Raw genomic sequence first — 20,941 nt, 5'->3', positions numbered from 1 at the left:
GTTATTAGTTATTAAATGGTTCAATGTCTAATAGAATGTAATTTTAAGAATTTTTAACACATTTTGCAGTGGTAAAATTCTCAAATGAGGGATACAAATGTTGCGAAATGATCATTTATAACTCTATTCCACTTTATGAGAACGATTAATATTTTTTTTGTAAGTTTATTCTTTATTTTTTAAAACATATTAATTTATTTTAATTATATTATTCCAAATAGCATACTCATTTTTAGCAACTCACCCCCTCTTATAAAAACCTCATAATCAGATACTGACAAATAATTCCTATTAAAAATCAGCCTATATCAATTGTTTTAATCTTTTCAAAATGCTCTTTGCACAAGCAACCGCTTAAAACTGTAATAAAAAGGAAGATTTGATTAAACTGCTTGAATTAGAGCATCAGTAACTGAATTGATATAAATAGGTATTACATTTTTCGCAAAGAATGCTTGGGCTGAAAGACTATTAGTGACACTAAGACTGCGGATGTTAATACTTTTACTCTTAGATCTGTTTTAAATAAATGAGAGTCTCTTTAATTACGACTCTCAATCACCCTAACCAAAACTCTTAAAATAAATTTGATTTGAAAGACCTAATGGTACATTATAAAAAATACTTGTTTCTAATATTTCATAAGTTATAACAATTCTCTATTATCAAATGCAATTTCTTTTGTATTGAATAGTTAGGTGTTTGAACTCACGTTTTTAACATAAAAACTTTATTTTCAGTGTTTTGAAATTTCTATAATTAGATGCCACACTAACAGAAATACAATTCTTTCCACTTTAATTTATAGTATTGTTTACCTTTAGCAACCTACTAATGTTAAAATCAATGTATGTAAAAATCTACATTATAATTTCGTTGGAGTTGATAGTTTTTTGAATAAAGATTTTAGTACGCTCGAAATCTGCAGTAAAAAATTCAGATTTCTGTTTTTATTTAATACGAATCTCATCAATATAAATTATTTCATTATCTAAAGACTCAATTTTTATGGTATTTGCTCCACGATCTAAATAAATAGAATGCTTTATTTCATCCCAAGTGTATCCTAAATTATCTGAATTTGATAATACGAATCTGTCAATTACTACTTTATCATTCACAGATATTTTAAGTGAATTCTCCTTTAAATTTGGATTTTTAGTACTATAACGAATATTTAAGTCAAAATATCCTGCATTACCATCATTTTCTTGATACCAGGAAATAGCAGATTCAACTTTATTTAAACTCACAAAACCTGTTCCTTTAAAATTGCTCCCTTTTGATAAAATTTCAGCTCCTGATAAAATAGCAGCTTCAGCCTGTTCACCAATATCATCATTAGTACTTGCATTTTCATTCCAAGTAAAGCCTTCGTTTTTACCAAAATGTTCTTCAAGAATTTGGGTTGGCTTCCCATTAACTATTAATAAGGCCTTTACTACGGTTTCTGGGGCTATTTTGAAACCTTTAATATATTTATTGGAATTGATAGTGGGCTCTTCTCCGTTGGTAGTGTAATAAATCTCTATTTTAGGTTGAATTTTTTCACCTCTTAAATTGATTATTTGCGTATCAATACGCACTATATTAGAAGTAATTTGTTTTTTTTCACCTAAAATACAACTCGCTATTAAATTAATATCACCTGTTTCTTTGGTAGATTCAATATATGCACGTGTTAAACCATAAAAAGCTTTTCTATGATTCGGTCCCACATGCTGTTCTACATCTACAGGACTTCCATTATCTAATGCTTTAATTCTCCCATTTCCTACAACATTAAAGTACGTTCGGTTTTCACCATATGGATAAAAAGTGCCAACACTATCGGTTGCTGAAACTCGCACTTGTACCATATCATTTGCTATATTTCCTATAGCTTCTCCATCAATTGATAGTTTAATTTTTGCTGGTTCATTAGCTGTTTTTACTATTTCTTCTGAAACAACAACACCCTCCTTATAACCGACAGCTTTTAATGTTCCTGGTTGCCATTTTACCATCCATTGACATTGCATAATATCCCATTTGGTTCCTGGTTTTTGCTTTCCTAATGATGTATCATTAAAAAATAATTCTACCTCATCGGTATTAGAATATACCCAAACTGGAATTTTTGTACCAAGTTCTACTTTAGGGTGTGTCCAATGTGGCAACATATGTATCATTGGTTTTGTTGTCCATTGACTTTGGTATAGATAAAACAAATCTTTCTCAAAATTGGCTAAATCAATAGCACCTCCCATAAATGCTTTAAATGGCCACCCCCCATGTACATAACCAGCCTCTCCAATATAATCATGTCCTGTCCAACGAAACGAGCCTGCATAGGATGGGATATCACGCAGTTGTTCTATATTTAATCGAGATGACACACGTACGGTTGCATTATCATAACTAGAGTTAAAGATTTGTTTTCTGTGTTTTCTTTCTGAAGCTTCAATCCAATCATGGGTAAACACCTCTTTTTTAGTTAAATTAGGGATTTCATAAGTGTTATTTTTATTAGGAAAACCATCTCGATACCAAGTATGTGTTCTATAGTAACCTCTAACCTGCCAAGTATGTGTGTTTTCCGTACCAATAAAAACCTTTCCACCTCTATTATTATCCAAATCCTCCATATAGCCCTTCTTTTCGCTGCCTCCATTTACCCCAAGTACATTCATATATTGTGACCCTGAATGTCCCGAGGTTACTGGACGTGTTGGATCTAATACATTACAAGCTTCAACTAAATCTTTAGCAACGGCTCCTCCAGTTTCGTTACCAACACTATAAATAACTACAGAAGGATGATTTCTATCTCGTTTTATCCAATCGGTTAAATCGCGTTTCCACCAAATATCAAAGTGATGTGCTCCATAATCATTTTTGGCTTTTTTCTTCCAGCCATCAAAAATCTCATCCATCACTAACATACCTAATTCATCACAGATTTGATAAAAAATAGGTGTTTGAGGATTGTGAGATGTACGAAAGGCATTTACCCCCATATCTTTTAATTGCTGAATTCTGAACCGAAGAATTTTATCTGGAACTGCTGCTCCCAATGCGCCCGCATCTTGATGATTACAAACCCCTTGTAACTTGACATTTTTACCGTTTAGCCACATACCCGTTTCTGGTTTCCACTCAATATCTCTAACACCAAATGTCGTTTCAACAACATCAACTACCTCATTACCTAAAAACAATTCTGTTTTTAAAGTATATAAATAAGGGGTTTCTACTGACCAACGGTTAGGTTGGTTGATTTCCAACTCATTTTTAAACGTTTTGTCTGAATTTAATTGGATGTTTTCTTTTGAAGCTCCTACAATATTACCAATAGCATCTACAATTGATGTAACTACAACCGCCTCTCTTGTTTCATTATTTTCACTTGTAAATTCAGTTTCTACAAAAACCTTATCACCAGCTGTTTTAACAAAAATACCATCTCTTGATATGTGGGTTTTGTTTTTTACATCTATCCATGTATGGGCATATATACCACTTCCTGTATACCAACGTGCTGCGGGTTGTTTATCATTATCAACACGAACCGCAAAGGTTATTTTGTTAGAGTTTTGAGCAATATCACTAATATCGTAAGCGAATGAAATCCAACCATACGGACGGGTACCTAATTCTTGTCCATTAGCATAAACCGTACTATTCATAAAAACACCGTCAAAAGCTATTTCAACGTGTTTTCCTTTCCAACTTTGAGGTACTTCAATCGTTTTTCTATACCACCCAAAACCAGCTGGCAAATAGCCAGCTTGGTCTCCCATAGGGTTGTTTTCATTATATTTACCTTCAATACTCCAATCGTGCGGCAAATTAAGTGTTCTCCAAGAAGTATCATTGAATACTACTTGTTCAGCTCCAGTAACATCGTCTTGTATAAATTTCCAATTAGCATCAAAATTTGAACGCCATCTTGTTGTTACTTTTTCTGAGCTAATGTTTTTATTCTGATGGCTTTTACATGAGGTAACTAAAATAAAAACAACGCAAAACAAGATTATAAAAATTCTTTTTTCTTTATAATTTTTAGAATCTTTCACCATACTTTATGTTTATTTTTCAGAATTCACAGCTTCAATAATATAGCTATAACTTAAATTTTGTGCTTTAATTCTATATTTCTCATGAGGCATTCTTCCCCAGCTGTTATCTCCTCCAACACCCATTTGTTTATAGTCAATATTGATGTTTACTAAATCGCGTTTTTTAATATCTGTAGTGTGACGTTGTTGTTTTTCTTTCCCTGCATCAAAATCATCATTATATTGATGATGTGCACTAAATGACACTAAATCAGTAGCTGTTACCTTGATACCATTACCTGTGTTGTTTGTAAATGTTACCCAACGTGTATCTGTTTTGTACCCATTTTCTTGAGGACGAATGTATGGGAAATACAACTCTTCAACAGAAGCTTCATAGTTACCAACTAAAGCTGCTGTATTTCTATCTTGATAGTTTTCATGTGGTCCTCTACCAAACCAATGCACCGTATTAAATTCATTTTTGATGATGAAATTATTTCCAAATCGAGGTAATACAGGTAATTTAGTATCCAATCCGGAAATATCTGTTTTAACTAAAACGGCTCCGTTTGAATGCACGGTATAATTGATTTCCAAATCGCTGTTTACTGCTGGTAACTTGTATTTAGAAATAACTTTGATACTGTTATTGTCACCTTCTATTTTATTTATGGAAACAAATTCTTGATTTTTTGTAGCGTCTTTCCAAACCCCTAATTTTTTCGGCATTTTATGTCCAAAATCGTTATCAGTAGTAGGTCTCCAAAAATTAGCTTGAATGCCTTCTAACAAAATATTTCCATTACCATAATCTAATGTTGTTATAATCCCTGTTTTTTTATTAAAAGCCATTTTGAATGATTTCCCTGAAATATTCATTACCTCAGCGTCTTCAACAACATTCATAGCTTCTTTATTATCAAATTGAATTGATTTTCTTCCTTTAGAAACAACTAATTGCTCATATGCCAGAATATGACCTTTAGGAACTAAATCTGTTGCAGATTTTGTTTTAGCATATAAGTTCAAATGATATTCTGCATTAGTATCTTCAAGTTTTGGTAATTCAACTTTTACTTTTTCCGATGCATATGGCTCAATATCCAGTGCTGGTAACACTCCGTTTGCTACTTCTTTTCCGTTTTTAAGTAATGACCAAGAAAAATCTAAAGTGTTCAAGTTCGTAAAATCATAAATATTTTTTATTTCAATGTCTCCATTTTCAATATTTATATCTCTAAACTTGATATATTGGTATACTTTTTTCACCTCAAATAAAGCAGGGTGAGGTGTTCTGTCTGGATTTACAATACCATTTAAACAGAAATTTTGATCGTGATGTAAATGTCCTGCACCTAAATCGCCACCATAAGCCCAAAATTCTTCGCCAGCTTCGTTTTTAGTTAAAATCCCTTGATCTACCCAATCCCAGATAAAACCACCTTGCATGATGTCGTATTTTTCAATAACATCCCAATAATCTTGTAAATTACCTACACTATTACCCATAGCATGTGCATATTCACACTGAATTAAAGGCCTCGTTGGATTATTTTCGGCATATTCTATCATTCTTTCAATAGGCCAATACATGGGAGGTTGAATATCTGTATTTGCATATTGCGTTGCACCTTCATACTGTGTTGGTCTGGTTGTATCCTGTTCTTTTAACCATTTATAAGTTGCAAAAAAGTTTTCACCATTTCCCGCTTCATTTCCTAAAGACCAAGTAACAATAGATGGATAATTTTTATCACGTTCAAACATTCTTACAGTTCTATCCATGTGCATGCCTTTCCATTGTGGTAAATACCCTGGGTGAATTGATTGTGCTTTTATATTGTTATTTAAACCTTGATTAGTAGTCCCCATACCATGTGTTTCAATATTAGCTTCATCTATTACATAAAAACCATATTTATCTGCTAATCTGTAAAAAAATGGGTTCTTAGGGTAATGGCTACAACGAATAGCATTTAAGTTATTTTGTTTCATTACTTCCATATCAAGCTTCGTTAACGCTTCAGAAATTACATGACCTTCTGTATCACTATGATCGTGAAGATTTGCCCCTTTTAATAATACAGGCTTTCCGTTTACTAAAAACTGGTTGTTTTTAATGGCGATGTTTCTAAACCCAACTTTAATAGCAGTTGATTCGCCATTCATCGTTAATAAGAGCGTGTATAAATTAGGGTATTCTGCATTCCATGTTTTTACATTTGGAATGTTTTGATTAAAGTTAACGACAGTCCTTCCTTCTTTTAATTGTACTTTTTTGGTATCAGAATAAATTTCAGTAGTCCCATCCAACAATTGCACTTTCACATCTTTTTCAACAGCAGTATCTGTATTATTATCTATTTTTAAATCTACTTTAAAAACACCATCTTTATAGTCATTTTCTAAATCCGAAGTAACTCTAAAATCTCTTAATGTTATCTTATTTGCTGCATACACATATACATCACGCTCTATTCCGCTTAATCTCCAAAAATCTTGATCTTCCATATAACTGGCATCTGACCAACGTAATACTTGAACGGCTAAATCATTTGTGCCTTTTTTAACAAAGTCTGTTATTTTAAATTCCGCAGCTGTTTTACTTCCTTCATTATAACCTATCATTTTACCATTTAACCACACATACATTGCTCCACTAACACCTTCAAAATGTAAATAAATATCTTTTCCATCCCAATCTTTAGAAATTTCAAATTCTTTCTTGTAGGTTCCATTGTTATTTAAATTGTGTGGAATAAATGGTGGGTTTGCAGGAAACATGTAAGTCCTATTCGTATAAACAGGAATACCATGACCTTTTAATTCCCAGTTTGATGGCACGGTAATGTCATCCCAACCATCTATATTAAAATCTGATTTATAAAAATCTGTAGGTCTTGCCTGTACACTATCTGCATAATAGAATTTCCAAGTACCATTTAAAGATTGATATAATGAAGAATTATTCCAACTGTCATTAGCTATAGCTGATTTTTCATCCAAATATTTATAAAAAGACGCTGTTGGTTCTTCTCTGTTTATTTGAAATATTTCTGGATTTTCCCATTCAGGATTTTCCCAGGCTTCAGCTACATAAACAGGCCTTTTTATTTCAGCTTGATGACAAGAAATAAATGAAACTACGGTAAGAATGAAAATAGAATACTTTATCATTTTGTAAATATTAATATGTTATATTTTTTTACTAATTTGTTGATTTACAATAGCACTTTCAAAGGTACGACCTTGTTTTATTACAAATGCTTTTATAGCATAATTTGAATTTTCTTTTAATTTTGATCGTGGAATAAGAACATTAAACGTTGTACTTCCCTTCTTTTCAGGAAGGCCAGCAATTTTAACATCCTCAACGTTTAAATAAGATACGTTATTAATTATAACTCCATAAGTATCTTTAGAATTAATAGTCATTTTATTTAGTTTCACTTTAACTAAATAACCTTCCTTTTGATTTTCAATTGTTTGAATGGCTACTTTATCTTTGTTTTCCATAGAAAAAGCAGTAGCAATATTAGGATGAAAATTACTTTCTCCAACCTCTGTCTGTGCTTTAACAGTATAATAATATTGTTTATCTATATCAACATCATAATCCATATAGATAGTATCTTGAATGCAAGTAGCTATTTTAGTAAGTTCATGTAATTTTTCACCCCTATAAACATTATAGCAAGTATTAGGCAACACCTGATTTTGAGCAAACCATTTTACTTCAATACTATTTAATGTTTTTTTAGTTGCTGAAACATTTCTAGGGCTTAAAGGTACTTTTGAGGATACCAAAACAGTTTCAATATTTGAAGGCACTCCTTTTCCTAAACCATTATAAGCCGTTATTGTAAATTGATATTCTGTATTATCTTTAAACCCCTCAATTCTATAACCAAATACGTTTTTAGTATCAATTTCTATGGCTTTTCCATTCTCATCAATATAGTTTATTAAATAACTTGTTGTATTTGGTACGCTTTGCCAAAAAAGTGTCACGGCGTCATCACGCCTTGAAACCTTATATATTTTAACTTTATCAGGTAATTGATAGCTTACAGAAACACTATTAGACTTTAAACTAGTATACCTATTATTAATTGCTTCTACTTTAAAAACATATGATTCATTCAATTTTAACCCAGTTATTAAAGTGCTATTCTGATTTTCTACTAATTGTGTGTATTTTAAATTTGTAGTATCTGTACCATAATGTACTTTATAATTTGTAGCAGCATCAATAGTACCCCACTTGATTAAAACACCTTCTTTAACTACGTTTGCTTTATATATGGTAGGCTGTGGTAATTTAGTGATATCTGTTTTCCATTTGCTTACCGAAACGCTATATGGTTCTATTTGAATACTTCCATTTTTATAACTTGTATTAAGAATATCTGTATTCCAAGTTCTTAATGAATCCGCAGAAATGTAGGTTGTGAAAAATTCTTGATTAAGATTTTTCCCATTCAATTTCACTTGAAAGTTATTAGTTTCTCCACTTCTGTTGGTAACTACCAAATAATTATAACCATTAATGCCTTTATATGTTTGAGCAAACATCCCATTAACATTGGTATTAGACAAACCTGGAACCTGAGGACCGTTTATAATACTTGTATTATATAAAAACTCCGAGTTATTAGTTGCCTCATGAAATATTTTATAAGCTTTGCCCTCCAAATCTCTACGAATTCCCGTTAATATAGTATCTGTATCTATTTTTTTACCTAATTTGAAGGCCTCTTCTATAATATTATTCTTATTATTTAGGGGAACGTACTTATTACTAACTTCATGTGCTCCAACAAATTCTGTATTGGTATGTTCTAATTGACGCATTACATATTCTATATTGTAAATACTTGAATAAATACCATTTAAAGGGCGGTTCCAAACCCCAAATTCGGTAATCACCATAGGAATGTCTTCCCATGTATAATCTTGAATTTGCTGCATTGCGTAAGCTGAAGTTGCTTCTATCAACTTAGTGTTTCCTCGTCTATAAGCTTGATCCAGCGTTTCCTCTCTGCCGGTGTGTGGAGCATAAGAATGTTTTGAGAACACATTCCAATAAGCACCTTGCTCTTTTTGAAATTGATTAATCTCTTTCATAAAAGTCCAAACACCATCCCATGTGTAATTGAGGGTTAGTTTAGCGTCAGGAAATATTTGCTGAATAGCCTCAGCATACGGTTGCATTTTAGTGGCATAATCATAGCCATCATTCCACCAATAACGATTTCTATTTGGCACATAAAAATAAGGTTCATTACAGAATTGCCATGTTTCTACTTTAATGTTGTTGTTTTTACAGAATCTGGCTAATTCCAAAATCATTTCTGGACTTTCTGAAAAAGCATTTATTGTTATAATAAGTTTTCCATTTATTTCTCCTAAAAGGTGATATAGATCTGTTAATCTATGTGGGCCTTTAACTTCTACAAAACGATGTCCTTTTAAAAAAGGTTTTTGATGATCAAACATGGCAATATAATCTAAATCATACTGACCAGTAGCACTACTAAAAGCATCTCCCATAGTTCCAGAGAAATAACGTAACCAACCAGGTTTTAGCTCTTTCACCGCTTCAATAAAATCGGGATGGGTATAATTCCATACTTTATCAGCTATGCGGACATTAAAACCACTCGCACCTCTATTTATAGGATGTCCCGCATTGGTATTAATTTCAATGGTTTTTAAATTTTGCCCCAAAACAACTAATACTTGAAATAAGCAAACAGTTAAGGTAAAATATAAATTTTTAAAAACCATATAAAAAATTTAAAATACTAATATTGAAACTACTAAACCTAAATTTAGAATGATACTTGATTAAATGTAAATACTTCTGAAGGTGTTCTAGCGTCTTTTAAAATAGTTTCCATTTCTTTAACGATATCAGGGTGTTGACTCGCTACATTATTTTCTTCACCTATATCAATAGAAAGGTCATATAATTCAATAGGTGCATTAGGTTTTTTTAGAACATTATATTTAACAGCTTTCCATTTTCCTTTTCTAATAGCTTGCCTGCCTCCTCTTTCATGAAATTCCCAATACAAATACGCATGCTGTTTTTGTTCATCTGCATTTCCTAACAAGGTTGGGAGAAATGAAATACCATCTAATTTTTCTGGGACATTGGAGCCCGCAATTTCTGAAAATGTAGGAAACACATCCCAAAAAGCAGATATTAAATCTGTTTTACTGCCTTGTTTGATTTTCCCGGGCCATTTAACAATCATAGGTACTCTAATACCTCCTTCATATAAATCTCTTTTAATCCCCTTTAAAGGACCATTACTGTTAAAATATTCAGGATCTGCTCCTCCTTCGCTATGTGGACCATTATCAGACGTAAACACAATTATAGTATTATCTTCAAGACCTAATTCTTTAACTTTTGCTACGATTTCACCCACTTGCTCATCTAAAATTTCTATCATTGCTACAAAAGTGGCATGAACATCTGTTTGCGATTCATATTTACCCTGTCTGTAATCAGGACCTCCATCAGTTCCTTTATAACTTTTTTCTGGTAAATATTTCCCTCTATTTTTAGCTATATATGATTCTGGAGCTGCTAATTCCGCGTGAGGAATTATAGAAGGCACATATAAAAAGAAAGGTGTATCTCTATTGGTTTCTATAAACTCGATGGTTTTTTCATGAATTAATGCAGGGCCATACATTTCTTTTTTAGTTCCTGCATTCCCTGTTAAAACAATAGAGTCTCTATTTGACCATAAATGGTATGGATAATAATGATGCCCTAATCGTTGACAATTATATCCATAAAAAACATCAAATCCTTGATTAATAGGGTCACCCTCTGAACCAGGATACCCTAAACCCCATTTTCCAAAAGCCCCAGTAACATAGCCTGCTTTTTTTAATGACTCTGCCAAAGTATAAGTCTCATCTGGTATAGGGTGCTGTCCTTCGGGAGCAATTTCTTTATTTCCTCTAACCGGTGTATGCCCAGTGTGCATACCTGTTAGTAACGCAGAGCGTGATGGCGCACAAACAGTATTGCCGGAGTAATGCTGAGTAAAAAGCATCCCTTGAGAAGCTAACTTATCAATATTTGGTGTGGTAAATTTTTCTTGTCCATAGCTACTTAAGTCTCCATAACCAAGATCATCAGCAAGAATGTAAATAATATTGGGTTTATTTGAATTCTCTTCTACAAGCTCATTATTTTTATTATTATTATTATTATTAACACAAGAAAATGCTAAAGCCAACGATAAAGCTGACAATAAAACCATATTTTTTTTCATTTATTTAAATTTAAATTAAGTGTGTTTAGCCTAATAAACACACATCTTTCAACAGAATACAAAAGTATAAGCAAAATAAAAAAAGATTTTCTTATAAGTAGCCTAAATATGTTGCAGTCTTAGCTACTTACATTAAGCAATGGCTTATGCAACATTTAAACCCTGTATTTTTAACATAATAATACCATAAGCCTTGTTATTTTAGATGAAAATTGAAATAAAATTATGTAATTTGTCTTACTCTTGGTTAAAAAGACACCAACTAAACATTTTTGCCCTACTCTTTTGATATGAAAGTTTTAAAAAACACCAAATCACATCATTATTATTTTATTTTAATTATTTCTTTATTCTATTTATCTGTAGTACACTCGCAGTCTACTTCTGTTATTTTTCATGAATTAGATATTCATGGTGTTTTATATAATAAAAAAGTAAATGTATTGTTTAAAGATAGTTTTGGTTATTTATGGATTGGAAGCAATTCTGGATTAGACAAATACGATGGACATGATATAACACAATATCAATATGATGTTTTTAATGCTAACTCCATTTCAAATAACAATATCAATTCAATTATTGAAGACCAATACAATAACTTATGGATTGGCAGTGAAAGCTACCTTATTCATTTTAATAGAAAAGAAAACAAATTTACTGGTTTTTTTAAAAATACCACCACCAATGTTAAAGGTAAAACAAAAAATGGTCACCTATTAGTTAATCTTAAAAATAAAGGTTTACTTAAAATTAAAATAGAAGAAGATATATCTAAATTAAATTTAGACACAACTTTTAGCACTGCAACTAATGATAATTTATACAAAACTAATAATGAAATCATTTCTTTATTTGAAGATCATTTTGAAAGACAATGGGTAGGAACCAAAAATGGTATTTATATTTTAAATAATAATGGGGAATATATAGCTACAAATTTTAAAGAAAACATTGTAGATATAAAATCATTTGAAAACAATAAAATTCTTGCTATTACCCCACAAAGTCTTTACATCTTAGGATATAATAAATCGGACAGCAAATTAGAAATCTTAGAAAACTATCCACAAATACTCGAAACATTTAATTCTATAGGCACTTTAAATACAACTGCAATTAATAGTAGTAATGATAACCTATGGATTGGTACTACAAATGGCTTAATAAAAGCTTCCAGAAATAACAATATTTATAGTTTCAGATATTATAATAAGGATACTCAGAATGTTAATTTATTAAATAATCATATTAGTTCAACTATTTATGATGATTATGGGAATCTTTGGATTGGCTCTTATAAAGGGATTAATAAATATTTAGGAAGAACCTCATTATTTGATTTTAACCAAATCACAAAAAATAACAGTTTTACTAATAGTATTAATATTCAAGCTCCAAATACTATTTTGGTTGGCATGAACGATGGGCTCTATAGTTGTAATCCACAAACTAAATCCTTTTCAAAAAAGAACGGCACTCTCAAAAATGCTAATATAATTTCCAATAGCTACGATGATACAGAACTTTTAATAGCGGATAATTTCAATATTTATAAATCTAACAAACAAAAATTAGATTTAATTAAGATTAAAACATACAATAAGTTAATTAAAGATCTGGTACCTATAAACAACAATGAGGTTTGGGTCGCTTTATGGAATGGAGGTGTTGATATAATAAATACAAATAATACTATTTCTGATTTTAAAAAAAATGTTATTGAAGAATTAAAAAAAAATCATACATCTACACTTTTATTAACTACCGATAATAAACTATGGATAGGGACTCGTGGAGAAGGTTTATACATCATTGATTTAGTTAAAGAAAGCTACAAGCACTATCTACCAACTATAAAAAACGGTTTAACATCTAACGCTATTTTAAGCTTACATGAAGATAAAAATGGTGTCATATGGATAGGAACAAGAGGAGGAGGCTTAAATATGTATCAACAAAAAACAGATACATTTAAAAACTTTAAGGATACAAATGCCAATAGCCCTAAAATTGTTTCTGCCATTGAAGAAGACCTTGATGGTAACATATGGATGAGTTCGCGAGATGGGCTTACCGTTTATAATATAAAAAACCAAAGATTTACCTACTTTGGTGTTGAAGATGGTATTAATGAAAATCAGTTTGTTTTTAATTCGAGTACTTCAAATGCAGATAAAAGTATCTTATATTTTGGCTGTGCTGAAGGTTTTTACAGCGTATACCCCAAAAAACTAATTCCTCAAAATGTTTTACCTACAACCGTTATCACAAGTTTTTCTACCTTAGGTGAAATTGACGATACTAGTTCAAACAATACTCTAAATACTGCAAACGAAATAAATATTTATTCAAACAAACCCATTGCTTTACCTTACAGTCAAAATAATATTTATGTTAACTTTTCATCATTAGACCTAACTGCTCCAAATAAAAACGAATATGCTTACAAGTTAGAAGGACTCAACAACTATTGGGTCTATACTAATGCTTCAAATAGAAGTGCCAATTATAATGATTTGGCACATGGCACCTATACTTTTATGGTTAAAAGTTCTAACAGCGATGGTGTTTGGAATGAAGAACCTTCAAAATTTACATTCACAATAGCCCCACCTATTTGGAAAAGCACATGGGCTATATTAATTTATATTTTAATTGGCATAACCATAACATACATTAGTACTATATTGATTAGAAGGTGGTATTTATTAAAGAAAAATTTATTAAAAGAAACTATTAGTAGAGAAAAAGACAATGAACATAATAGAATGAAAATGGTGTTTTTTACGGATATCTCTCATGAACTTAGAACCCCTTTATCATTAATATTGGGAACTATAGAAAAAGTAGTTAAAGAAAAAAATTTCACCTTAAGTCCTTTAAGTTCAGAACGTATTTATAATAATACATTGAGGATGCACCGTCTTATCAATCAAATCATGGATATTAGACAGTTTGATGAAGGTAAATTAAAATTAAATATATCAAAAAATGATATTGTAAAAGACGTTAATACCATTAAAAATGCCTTTAATGATTTTGCAAACAATAATGCTATCACATATCATTTTATAACAAATGAAAAAAAAATCATAGGTTGGTATGATGTAGATATTTTAGAAAAAATATTATTTAATCTTTTGTCAAATGCCTTTAAATATACTAAAGAAAAAGGTGAAATTACAGTAAAATTAGAATGCTTAAAACTAACAAATACTCTTATTGGTAAAAATAATTTAAATGGGAAATATATAAAATGTGTCGTGAAAGATAATGGCCTTGGCATACCTAAAAAAGATTTAGAACACATTTTCAATAGATACTATCAAGCTACTAAACCCCAAAGGCATCAAATTCCTGGTACTGGTATTGGTATGGAGTTAGTACATAAGCTAATTGACAGACACCATGGCGCTATCATAGTTGAAAGTGAAGAACATATTTTTACAGAATTCACCTTTTACCTCCCAATTTCTAAAACCAAATATCATAAAAATGAGCGACTTGAAACAGGTATGCCATTGAAAAGAAATTTTATAAAAACATCCGAATTTCAAGTTATTGAAAAAACTCCTCCTGAAATTATTAATAAAAACATTAAACAATTAACTAAAAAAGCAAAAATTCTTATTGTAGAAGACAATGATGATTTAAGACAAATGATTAATGCCGAATTAAGCTCTGAGTTTATTATCATCGAAGCTTCAAATGGAAAAGAAGGTTACATAGCTGCTGCAAAAGAAAAACCAGACCTTATTATTAGTGATATTTTAATGCCCGTACAAGATGGAATTTCTATGCTTAAACAGATTAAACAGAATACCGAGCTTGACAATATTCCTATTTTTATGCTTACTGCAAAAAACTCAACCGAAACAAAAATTGAATGTTTAAGTTTGGGAGCTAATGATTATATTGAAAAACCTTTTAGCTTAGACTTTTTACACTGGAAACTAAAAAACACATTCAAAACAAGGCAAAATCTTAAAGAAAAATACAGTAAACTTATAACAACTGCTCCTGTAGACATCCAAGTAGACTCCAATGATGAAAAATTAATAAAAAAACTTATTAAAATAATTGAAGACAATATGAATAACAACATTTTAACAGTTGAATTCTTGGCTTCTGAAATTGGTATGAGTAGAGCAAATCTATACAGAAAAGTTCAATTAATTTTAAATGACACCCCAATAAATTTCATCAAGACTATCAAGTTAAAAAGAGCTGCTCAACTATTAAAACAAAATAAAATGTACATCTCTGAAATAGCATATATGACAGGTTTTAGTAATCAAAAATATTTTAGCAAATGTTTTAATAAAGAATATGGAATGAGCCCGACAAAGTATATTCAAAAGAACAAAAAAGAATAAAACAACAACATGTAAGCAATAATAGGTGATTTTTGCTTATTAGGAATTATTGAATCAAACAAGATACAACCTGATAACTCTCTTTGATAAACAAAAGAAACATATCAATTCCATTTTTAAATTTATATAAAAAAAAACAGAATTAAATTAGAAATAATTTAATCCTGTTTTTTTGAACTTAACACACTATTTTTTAACAGTGTATAAAAGAGTATCCTATTAATAGGCATTTAAAAGGTCTCTATATTCTTTTAAATCTGCTATATTCGTTTTGTTTTTCAAATTTCGGATAAGAGCTATTAAATATTTTAAACTCTCAACTGGCTCGTTTGCTACTTCAATAGCTTCAAATTCATCTTCTTCTTCAACAAGCATGGGTATCATAAAATTACCATTTTCTTCAATATGCTCGTAAGTAAGCCTAAGCACTTTAACCACTAAAGGGATTTCAGCTTCTAAAGCATGTGTTCTTAATTGTTTTAAATCATCAATCAAGGTATCTGTATTTATACCTGTTTTATCAAGATCTTCTAATATTTTGTCTATCAACAAAAGTGTTGTTTTATTTTCCAAAAGTGTAAAATTATATTAATGAATCAGTCGTTTTCAATTGCAAATTTAAGTTTTCAAAAATCAAAAAACGTTATTTATTTAATGATTTATAATGTTAATTTTTAAATATTTCATATAAAGAAGCTTTCAGGAAATACAAAAAAGCAGTTTTTATTCTAATTTTAACTCAAGTAGTTCGTTTTCTGTATAAACATCAGCTTCTTTGGGTTTTAAATTTCTTAGTAATTTTATTTTATCAATATTTATTTTTTCGCTATCTCCAGGAAAAGCGTTATTCAAATATTCTATAATATTTTTAATATCTGTATCGGAAAATTCAGGATTATTAGCCAAACCTGGCATAGTAATGCCTAAATCATACAACTCACCATTTACATGTATAGGACCTGACAATCCATGCAAAATAATTAAGGCTAATCTTTCGTTTGATTCCGTTACATATTCAGAATCTCTAAGCGGTGGTGCTAAATTTTCAATGCCTTCACCATCAATTCCATGACAAGTTGCACAAAAATTTCTAAAAATGTTGTAACCCGCCGTTCTGGCATCGGTTCCAACACTTTTCTGTGTGTAAATAAAATTCTTTTTGTTGTTATTTTTATTAGAAATGGTAGTCAATAATATTTCATTCAATTTACTTATAGTGACTTCATCCTCTTTTTTATTTAAAAATAATAAAAATGCTTCTTCCAAGCCTCTTAAACTACTTATCAAACTTTCTTGATACACCAAATTATTTGTGTATTTATTTGAAAGCTTCAATATTATTGGAAAAAATTTATCAGAGGAAAGTGATATCCAATCCCCTAAGGCATTTAATATGTATAAATCAATCTCTGGATTGTTTTTTAGCGTCTGTTTTTCTATTATTTTTAATATGGATGGTATGCGGTTTTGAGAAGCAAATTGTTCTATCAAAACAAGTGCATGACTTATTGTAGCGCTTTTACTATTTGAGTAAAGTACTTTTTCTAAAGTTGTAAAATCAAGTACTTTCAAACCATTTAGGGTATGTAGTGCGTGGATTTGTGCTATTGGGTTTTCAACATTTTCCAATATTTTTTTCAATCGAGTTACTACTGCTTTATCATTATTAAAAATCAATAGTTGTTGCGCCCTATCTCTTAGCCAGCCATTAGAGCTACTAAGTAAATCTACCAACTCTAGATTGCTAAATGTATTTAAATCATCAACTTTTATTGAATTATTACCTTTATTTACAACTCTAAGAATACGCCCCATACCAATGATAGTATCTAATTTTTTCTGGGCATATCGTTTCTGCAAATAAGGCGTTAAAAATGCTTTATCTTGAATAATACCTCGATGCATATCCACTACATACATATTGCCATCTGGTCCATTAAACAAGTTAACCGGACGAAAACCTTCATCTGTTGATGCTATAAACTCTTTTTTTGAAATAGCTTGGTTAGCTGTTATTTTATCGGCACTAATATTTAAAATATGACGCTTTACCAAATTAGCTTCAGGCGCGCATACAAAAGCATTTTCCATATAATATGAAGGATAAGCATTCCCCCTATAAATAAGCGGACCACAAGCAGAGGTAACATTTATCAAAAGGCTATCTTTAGTCAAAACACCTTTTTCATTTCCACGGTTCACAGAGGTTGGATGTAGAGGAAACACATTTTGATTAGGTGTTAACTTTTTTCCAAACGCTGCAGTAGGCCTGTAAAATGGGTTTTTAATTGCTGTGTTAGGTAAAACATAATCCCCTATTAATTGTGTTGAATTGGTATTGTAATACAATCTTCCAAAATTATCTTTACTTATCCCCCACTGACCACGAAAAGTAGTAGGTTCTTTTATCCATTTTCCATTTTTATTTTGATATCTAAAATTAGATTTAGCATTATAAATCCAATTATCAACATGCATCATTAACCCATTTGGTTGATGCTCTACATTTCCCCCATCTGAATATAAAGAATCTACCAACACTTTATTTTGTGGCTTATCGTCTTTTATATCTACAAACCAAAGGTTTGGTGGCTCTGCATATAAAAGTCCTCCATACACATGGGCAATTGCTCTTGGCAAAACAAGACTATCTAAAAATATTTTTGAATGGTCTGTAATTCCGTCATTATCCCAATCTTCTAAAATAGAAATCGTACCATTAGGCATTTCACTTCCTGTTCCTTCCAAATTTTGCATATAACCTTTCATTTCTACTACCCACATACGACCTTTATTATCAAAATCCATAGATACAGGAGCTTCAATAAAAGGTTCAGAAGCGGCTATTTGCAATTCAAATCCTTCTTCTATTTGATAGGTTTCTAATGATATTATTGGCTCATCATAAATTTTAGATTTACAAGATACCGTGAGTAATAATAAAATGAGAGAACAAAAAAACAATTGATTATTTTTTACTAAACTAAATTTGTAATGTTTCAAAACGGAAAATTATTTAATTAGGTAGAAGCTTATTTTTTATAAAAAAACAGCAGGCATTTAATTAACAAAGATTAAACTATAAATTTAACCCACAAAAAAAGCCTCTCATTTCTGAGAGGCTTTATAAATATTTTAACTTTAAATATAAATTTAAAGTGCAGCAATATGCTTTGACAAACCAGATTTAAGATTTGCAGCTTTATTGTTGTGTATAATGTTTTTCTTAGCTAATTTATCTAACATTGAAACTACATCTGGAAACATTGCTTCAGCTTCTTTCTTATCTGTTAACTCACGTAACTTCTTAATAGCATTACGAGTTGTTTTATGCTTGTACTTGTTAACTAAACGTTTAGCTTCGTTACTTCTGATTCTTTTTAATGCTGACTTATGATTTGCCATTTGATTCTTTTGTTATTAAAATATTGTAGCCCGTAGGGGAATCGAACCCCTCTTACCAGGATGAAAACCTGGCGTCCTAGCCGATAGACGAACGGGCCATTTTTTTGAGTGTGCAAATATAAAACTATTTTTTAAATCTGCAATTATTTTTTTTCAATTAACATACAATGTTTCCATTGCGGATGCAAAAATACAACTATTTTTAAATGTTGCAAGAGCTTTATAAAATATTTTCAAAAAAAATTAATTTAGTATGCTTTTGCAAACAATACTCTACGTTTAGAAGGATTACCCGAATACACACAAACACCGGCTTCTACCTTTCCTTCTAATGGAATACATCGAATAGTTGCCTTTGTTAGTTCCTTAATTTTATCCTCAGTTTCGGTCGTACCATCCCAATGTGCTGAAATAAAACCTGTTTTAGTTTCTAAAACCTTTTTAAACTCCTCAAATGTTTCTACCTCGGTTATATGGCTATCTCTAAAATCTAAAGCTTTCTTAAACAAAGCATCTTGTATATCTTTTAACAAATTCTCAACGGTTTCTGTTAAATCTGATAAAGCAATTACCGCTTTAGTTAAAGTATCACGACGTGCAATTTCTACAGTACCATTTGCTAAATCTCTGGCTCCTATAGCTATCCTTAAAGGAACTCCTTGCAATTCATATTGAGCAAATTTGGCTCCAGGGCGCTGTGTATCTCTATCGTCGTATTTAACAGAAATATTTTTAGCTCTTAAATCGCTCATAATGCTGTGAGCAACTTCAGAAACCGCGTTTAACTCATCTGCCCCTCTATAAATAGGCACAATAACAACTTGATTTGGAGCTAAACTTGGTGGCAACACCAATCCATTATCATCACTATGTGTCATAATTAAAGCGCCCATCAATCGGGTAGAAACTCCCCATGATGTAGCCCAAACATGATCTTGTTTACCCTCTTTATTAGCAAACTTTACATCAAAAGCTTTTGCAAAATTCTGCCCCAAAAAATGTGACGTTCCTGCTTGAAGCGCTTTTCCATCTTGCATTAAAGCTTCAATACAGTAGGTTTCATCAGCACCTGCAAAGCGTTCGCTTTCTGTTTTTAACCCCTGTACCACGGGTATAGCCATAAACTTTTCAGCAAACGTAGCATACACGTTATTCATTAATTTTGCTTCAGAAAGAGCTTCTGCTTTAGTGGCGTGTGCCGTGTGACCTTCTTGCCATAAAAATTCTGCAGTACGTAAAAATAATCGTGTACGCATTTCCCAACGCACTACATTAGCCCATTGGTTTATTAGTATTGGTAAATCGCGGTACGATTGAATCCATCCTCTGTAAGTATTCCAAATAATAGCTTCCGAAGTTGGTCTCACAATCAATTCTTCTTCTAATTTCGCTTCAGGATCTACCCGTAATTTACCTGGTTTTTCAGGGTCATTTTGTAATCTATAATGAGTTACAATAGCACATTCCTTTGCAAAACCTTCAGCATTTTTCTCTTCAGCTTCAAATAAACTTTTAGGCACAAATAAAGGAAAATAGGCATTTTGATGCCCTGTTTCTTTAAACATCCTGTCTAATTCTGCTTGCATTTTTTCCCAAATAGCGTAGCCATAAGGTTTAATTACCATACACCCTCTAACGGCTGAGTTCTCGGCTAAGTCCGCCTTCACAACCAATTCATTATACCATTTTGAATAATCTTCAGTTCTACTAGTAAGTTTTTTACTCATATGCAAGTCTTTGGCACAAATATTGTACTTATGTTAAATAATAAAATAGTTCAGCAAAACTAACTATTTTTGTGATGTTCAACAAT

9 protein-coding genes and 1 tRNA gene are annotated in these 20,941 nt (G+C 31.0%); 1 reads left to right on the top strand and 9 read right to left on the bottom strand.

Annotation, left to right across the window (positions count from 1 at the left end; translation table 11 throughout):
- Positions 1-950: 950 nt before the first annotated feature.
- Genes APS56_RS15545 through APS56_RS15530 form a run of 4 tightly spaced genes read right to left on the bottom strand, consistent with a single transcriptional unit; the run spans position 951 to position 11,344 of the window.
- On the bottom strand, positions 951-4,061 hold the full coding sequence (locus tag APS56_RS15545; protein WP_082379379.1) for a glycoside hydrolase family 2 TIM barrel-domain containing protein: 3,111 nt from the start codon (positions 4,059-4,061) through the stop codon (positions 951-953).
- A gap of 9 nt (positions 4,062-4,070) precedes the next feature.
- Positions 4,071-7,220, bottom strand: coding sequence for a beta-galactosidase, LacZ type (gene lacZ / locus APS56_RS15540; RefSeq protein WP_054730486.1), 3,150 nt, complete (start codon positions 7,218-7,220; stop codon positions 4,071-4,073).
- A gap of 18 nt (positions 7,221-7,238) precedes the next feature.
- Positions 7,239-9,833: a fibronectin type III domain-containing protein gene (locus tag APS56_RS15535; RefSeq protein ID WP_054730484.1), complete on the bottom strand. Its 2,595-nt coding sequence runs from the start codon at positions 9,831-9,833 to the stop codon at positions 7,239-7,241.
- 44 nt (positions 9,834-9,877) lie between these two features.
- Positions 9,878-11,344 (bottom strand): arylsulfatase, encoded by a 1,467-nt coding sequence (locus APS56_RS15530; RefSeq protein WP_054730481.1) that lies wholly within the window; start codon positions 11,342-11,344, stop codon positions 9,878-9,880.
- A 290-nt stretch (positions 11,345-11,634) separates the two neighbouring features.
- Here APS56_RS15530 and APS56_RS15525 point away from each other — a divergent pair, with 290 nt between their 5' ends.
- Positions 11,635-15,723: a hybrid sensor histidine kinase/response regulator transcription factor gene (locus APS56_RS15525; protein ID WP_054730478.1), complete on the top strand. Its 4,089-nt coding sequence runs from the start codon at positions 11,635-11,637 to the stop codon at positions 15,721-15,723.
- Between the two features lie 219 nt (positions 15,724-15,942).
- Here the strand turns inward: APS56_RS15525 and APS56_RS15520 are convergent, their stop codons facing one another.
- The 5 genes from APS56_RS15520 to proS all read right to left on the bottom strand — a co-directional run bounded on the left by APS56_RS15520 (position 15,943) and on the right by proS (position 20,855).
- Positions 15,943-16,296, bottom strand: a complete 354-nt coding sequence (locus APS56_RS15520) for a hypothetical protein (RefSeq protein ID WP_054730475.1) — start codon at positions 16,294-16,296, stop codon at positions 15,943-15,945.
- Positions 16,297-16,446: 150 nt separating this feature from the next.
- Positions 16,447-18,726, bottom strand: a complete 2,280-nt coding sequence (locus APS56_RS15515) for a DUF7133 domain-containing protein (protein WP_054730472.1) — start codon at positions 18,724-18,726, stop codon at positions 16,447-16,449.
- A 150-nt stretch (positions 18,727-18,876) separates the two neighbouring features.
- Positions 18,877-19,128, bottom strand: a complete 252-nt coding sequence (gene rpsT / locus APS56_RS15510; RefSeq protein WP_054730469.1) for a 30S ribosomal protein S20 — start codon at positions 19,126-19,128, stop codon at positions 18,877-18,879.
- Between the two features lie 26 nt (positions 19,129-19,154).
- Positions 19,155-19,226 (bottom strand) — tRNA-Glu (locus APS56_RS15505).
- Positions 19,227-19,376: 150 nt separating this feature from the next.
- The gene (proS, locus tag APS56_RS15500) at positions 19,377-20,855 is read right to left on the bottom strand and encodes a proline--tRNA ligase (protein ID WP_054730466.1); all 1,479 of its coding nucleotides are present in this window, start codon (positions 20,853-20,855) and stop codon (positions 19,377-19,379) included.
- Positions 20,856-20,941 lie beyond the last annotated feature (86 nt).

Origin of the sequence: Pseudalgibacter alginicilyticus, from assembly GCF_001310225.1 — a bacterium.
GTDB classification, from domain to species: Bacteria; Bacteroidota; Bacteroidia; order Flavobacteriales; family Flavobacteriaceae; genus Pseudalgibacter; species Pseudalgibacter alginicilyticus.
Note: the sequence above shows the minus strand (reverse complement) of the source record. Positions and strands in the feature narration are given on the sequence as shown.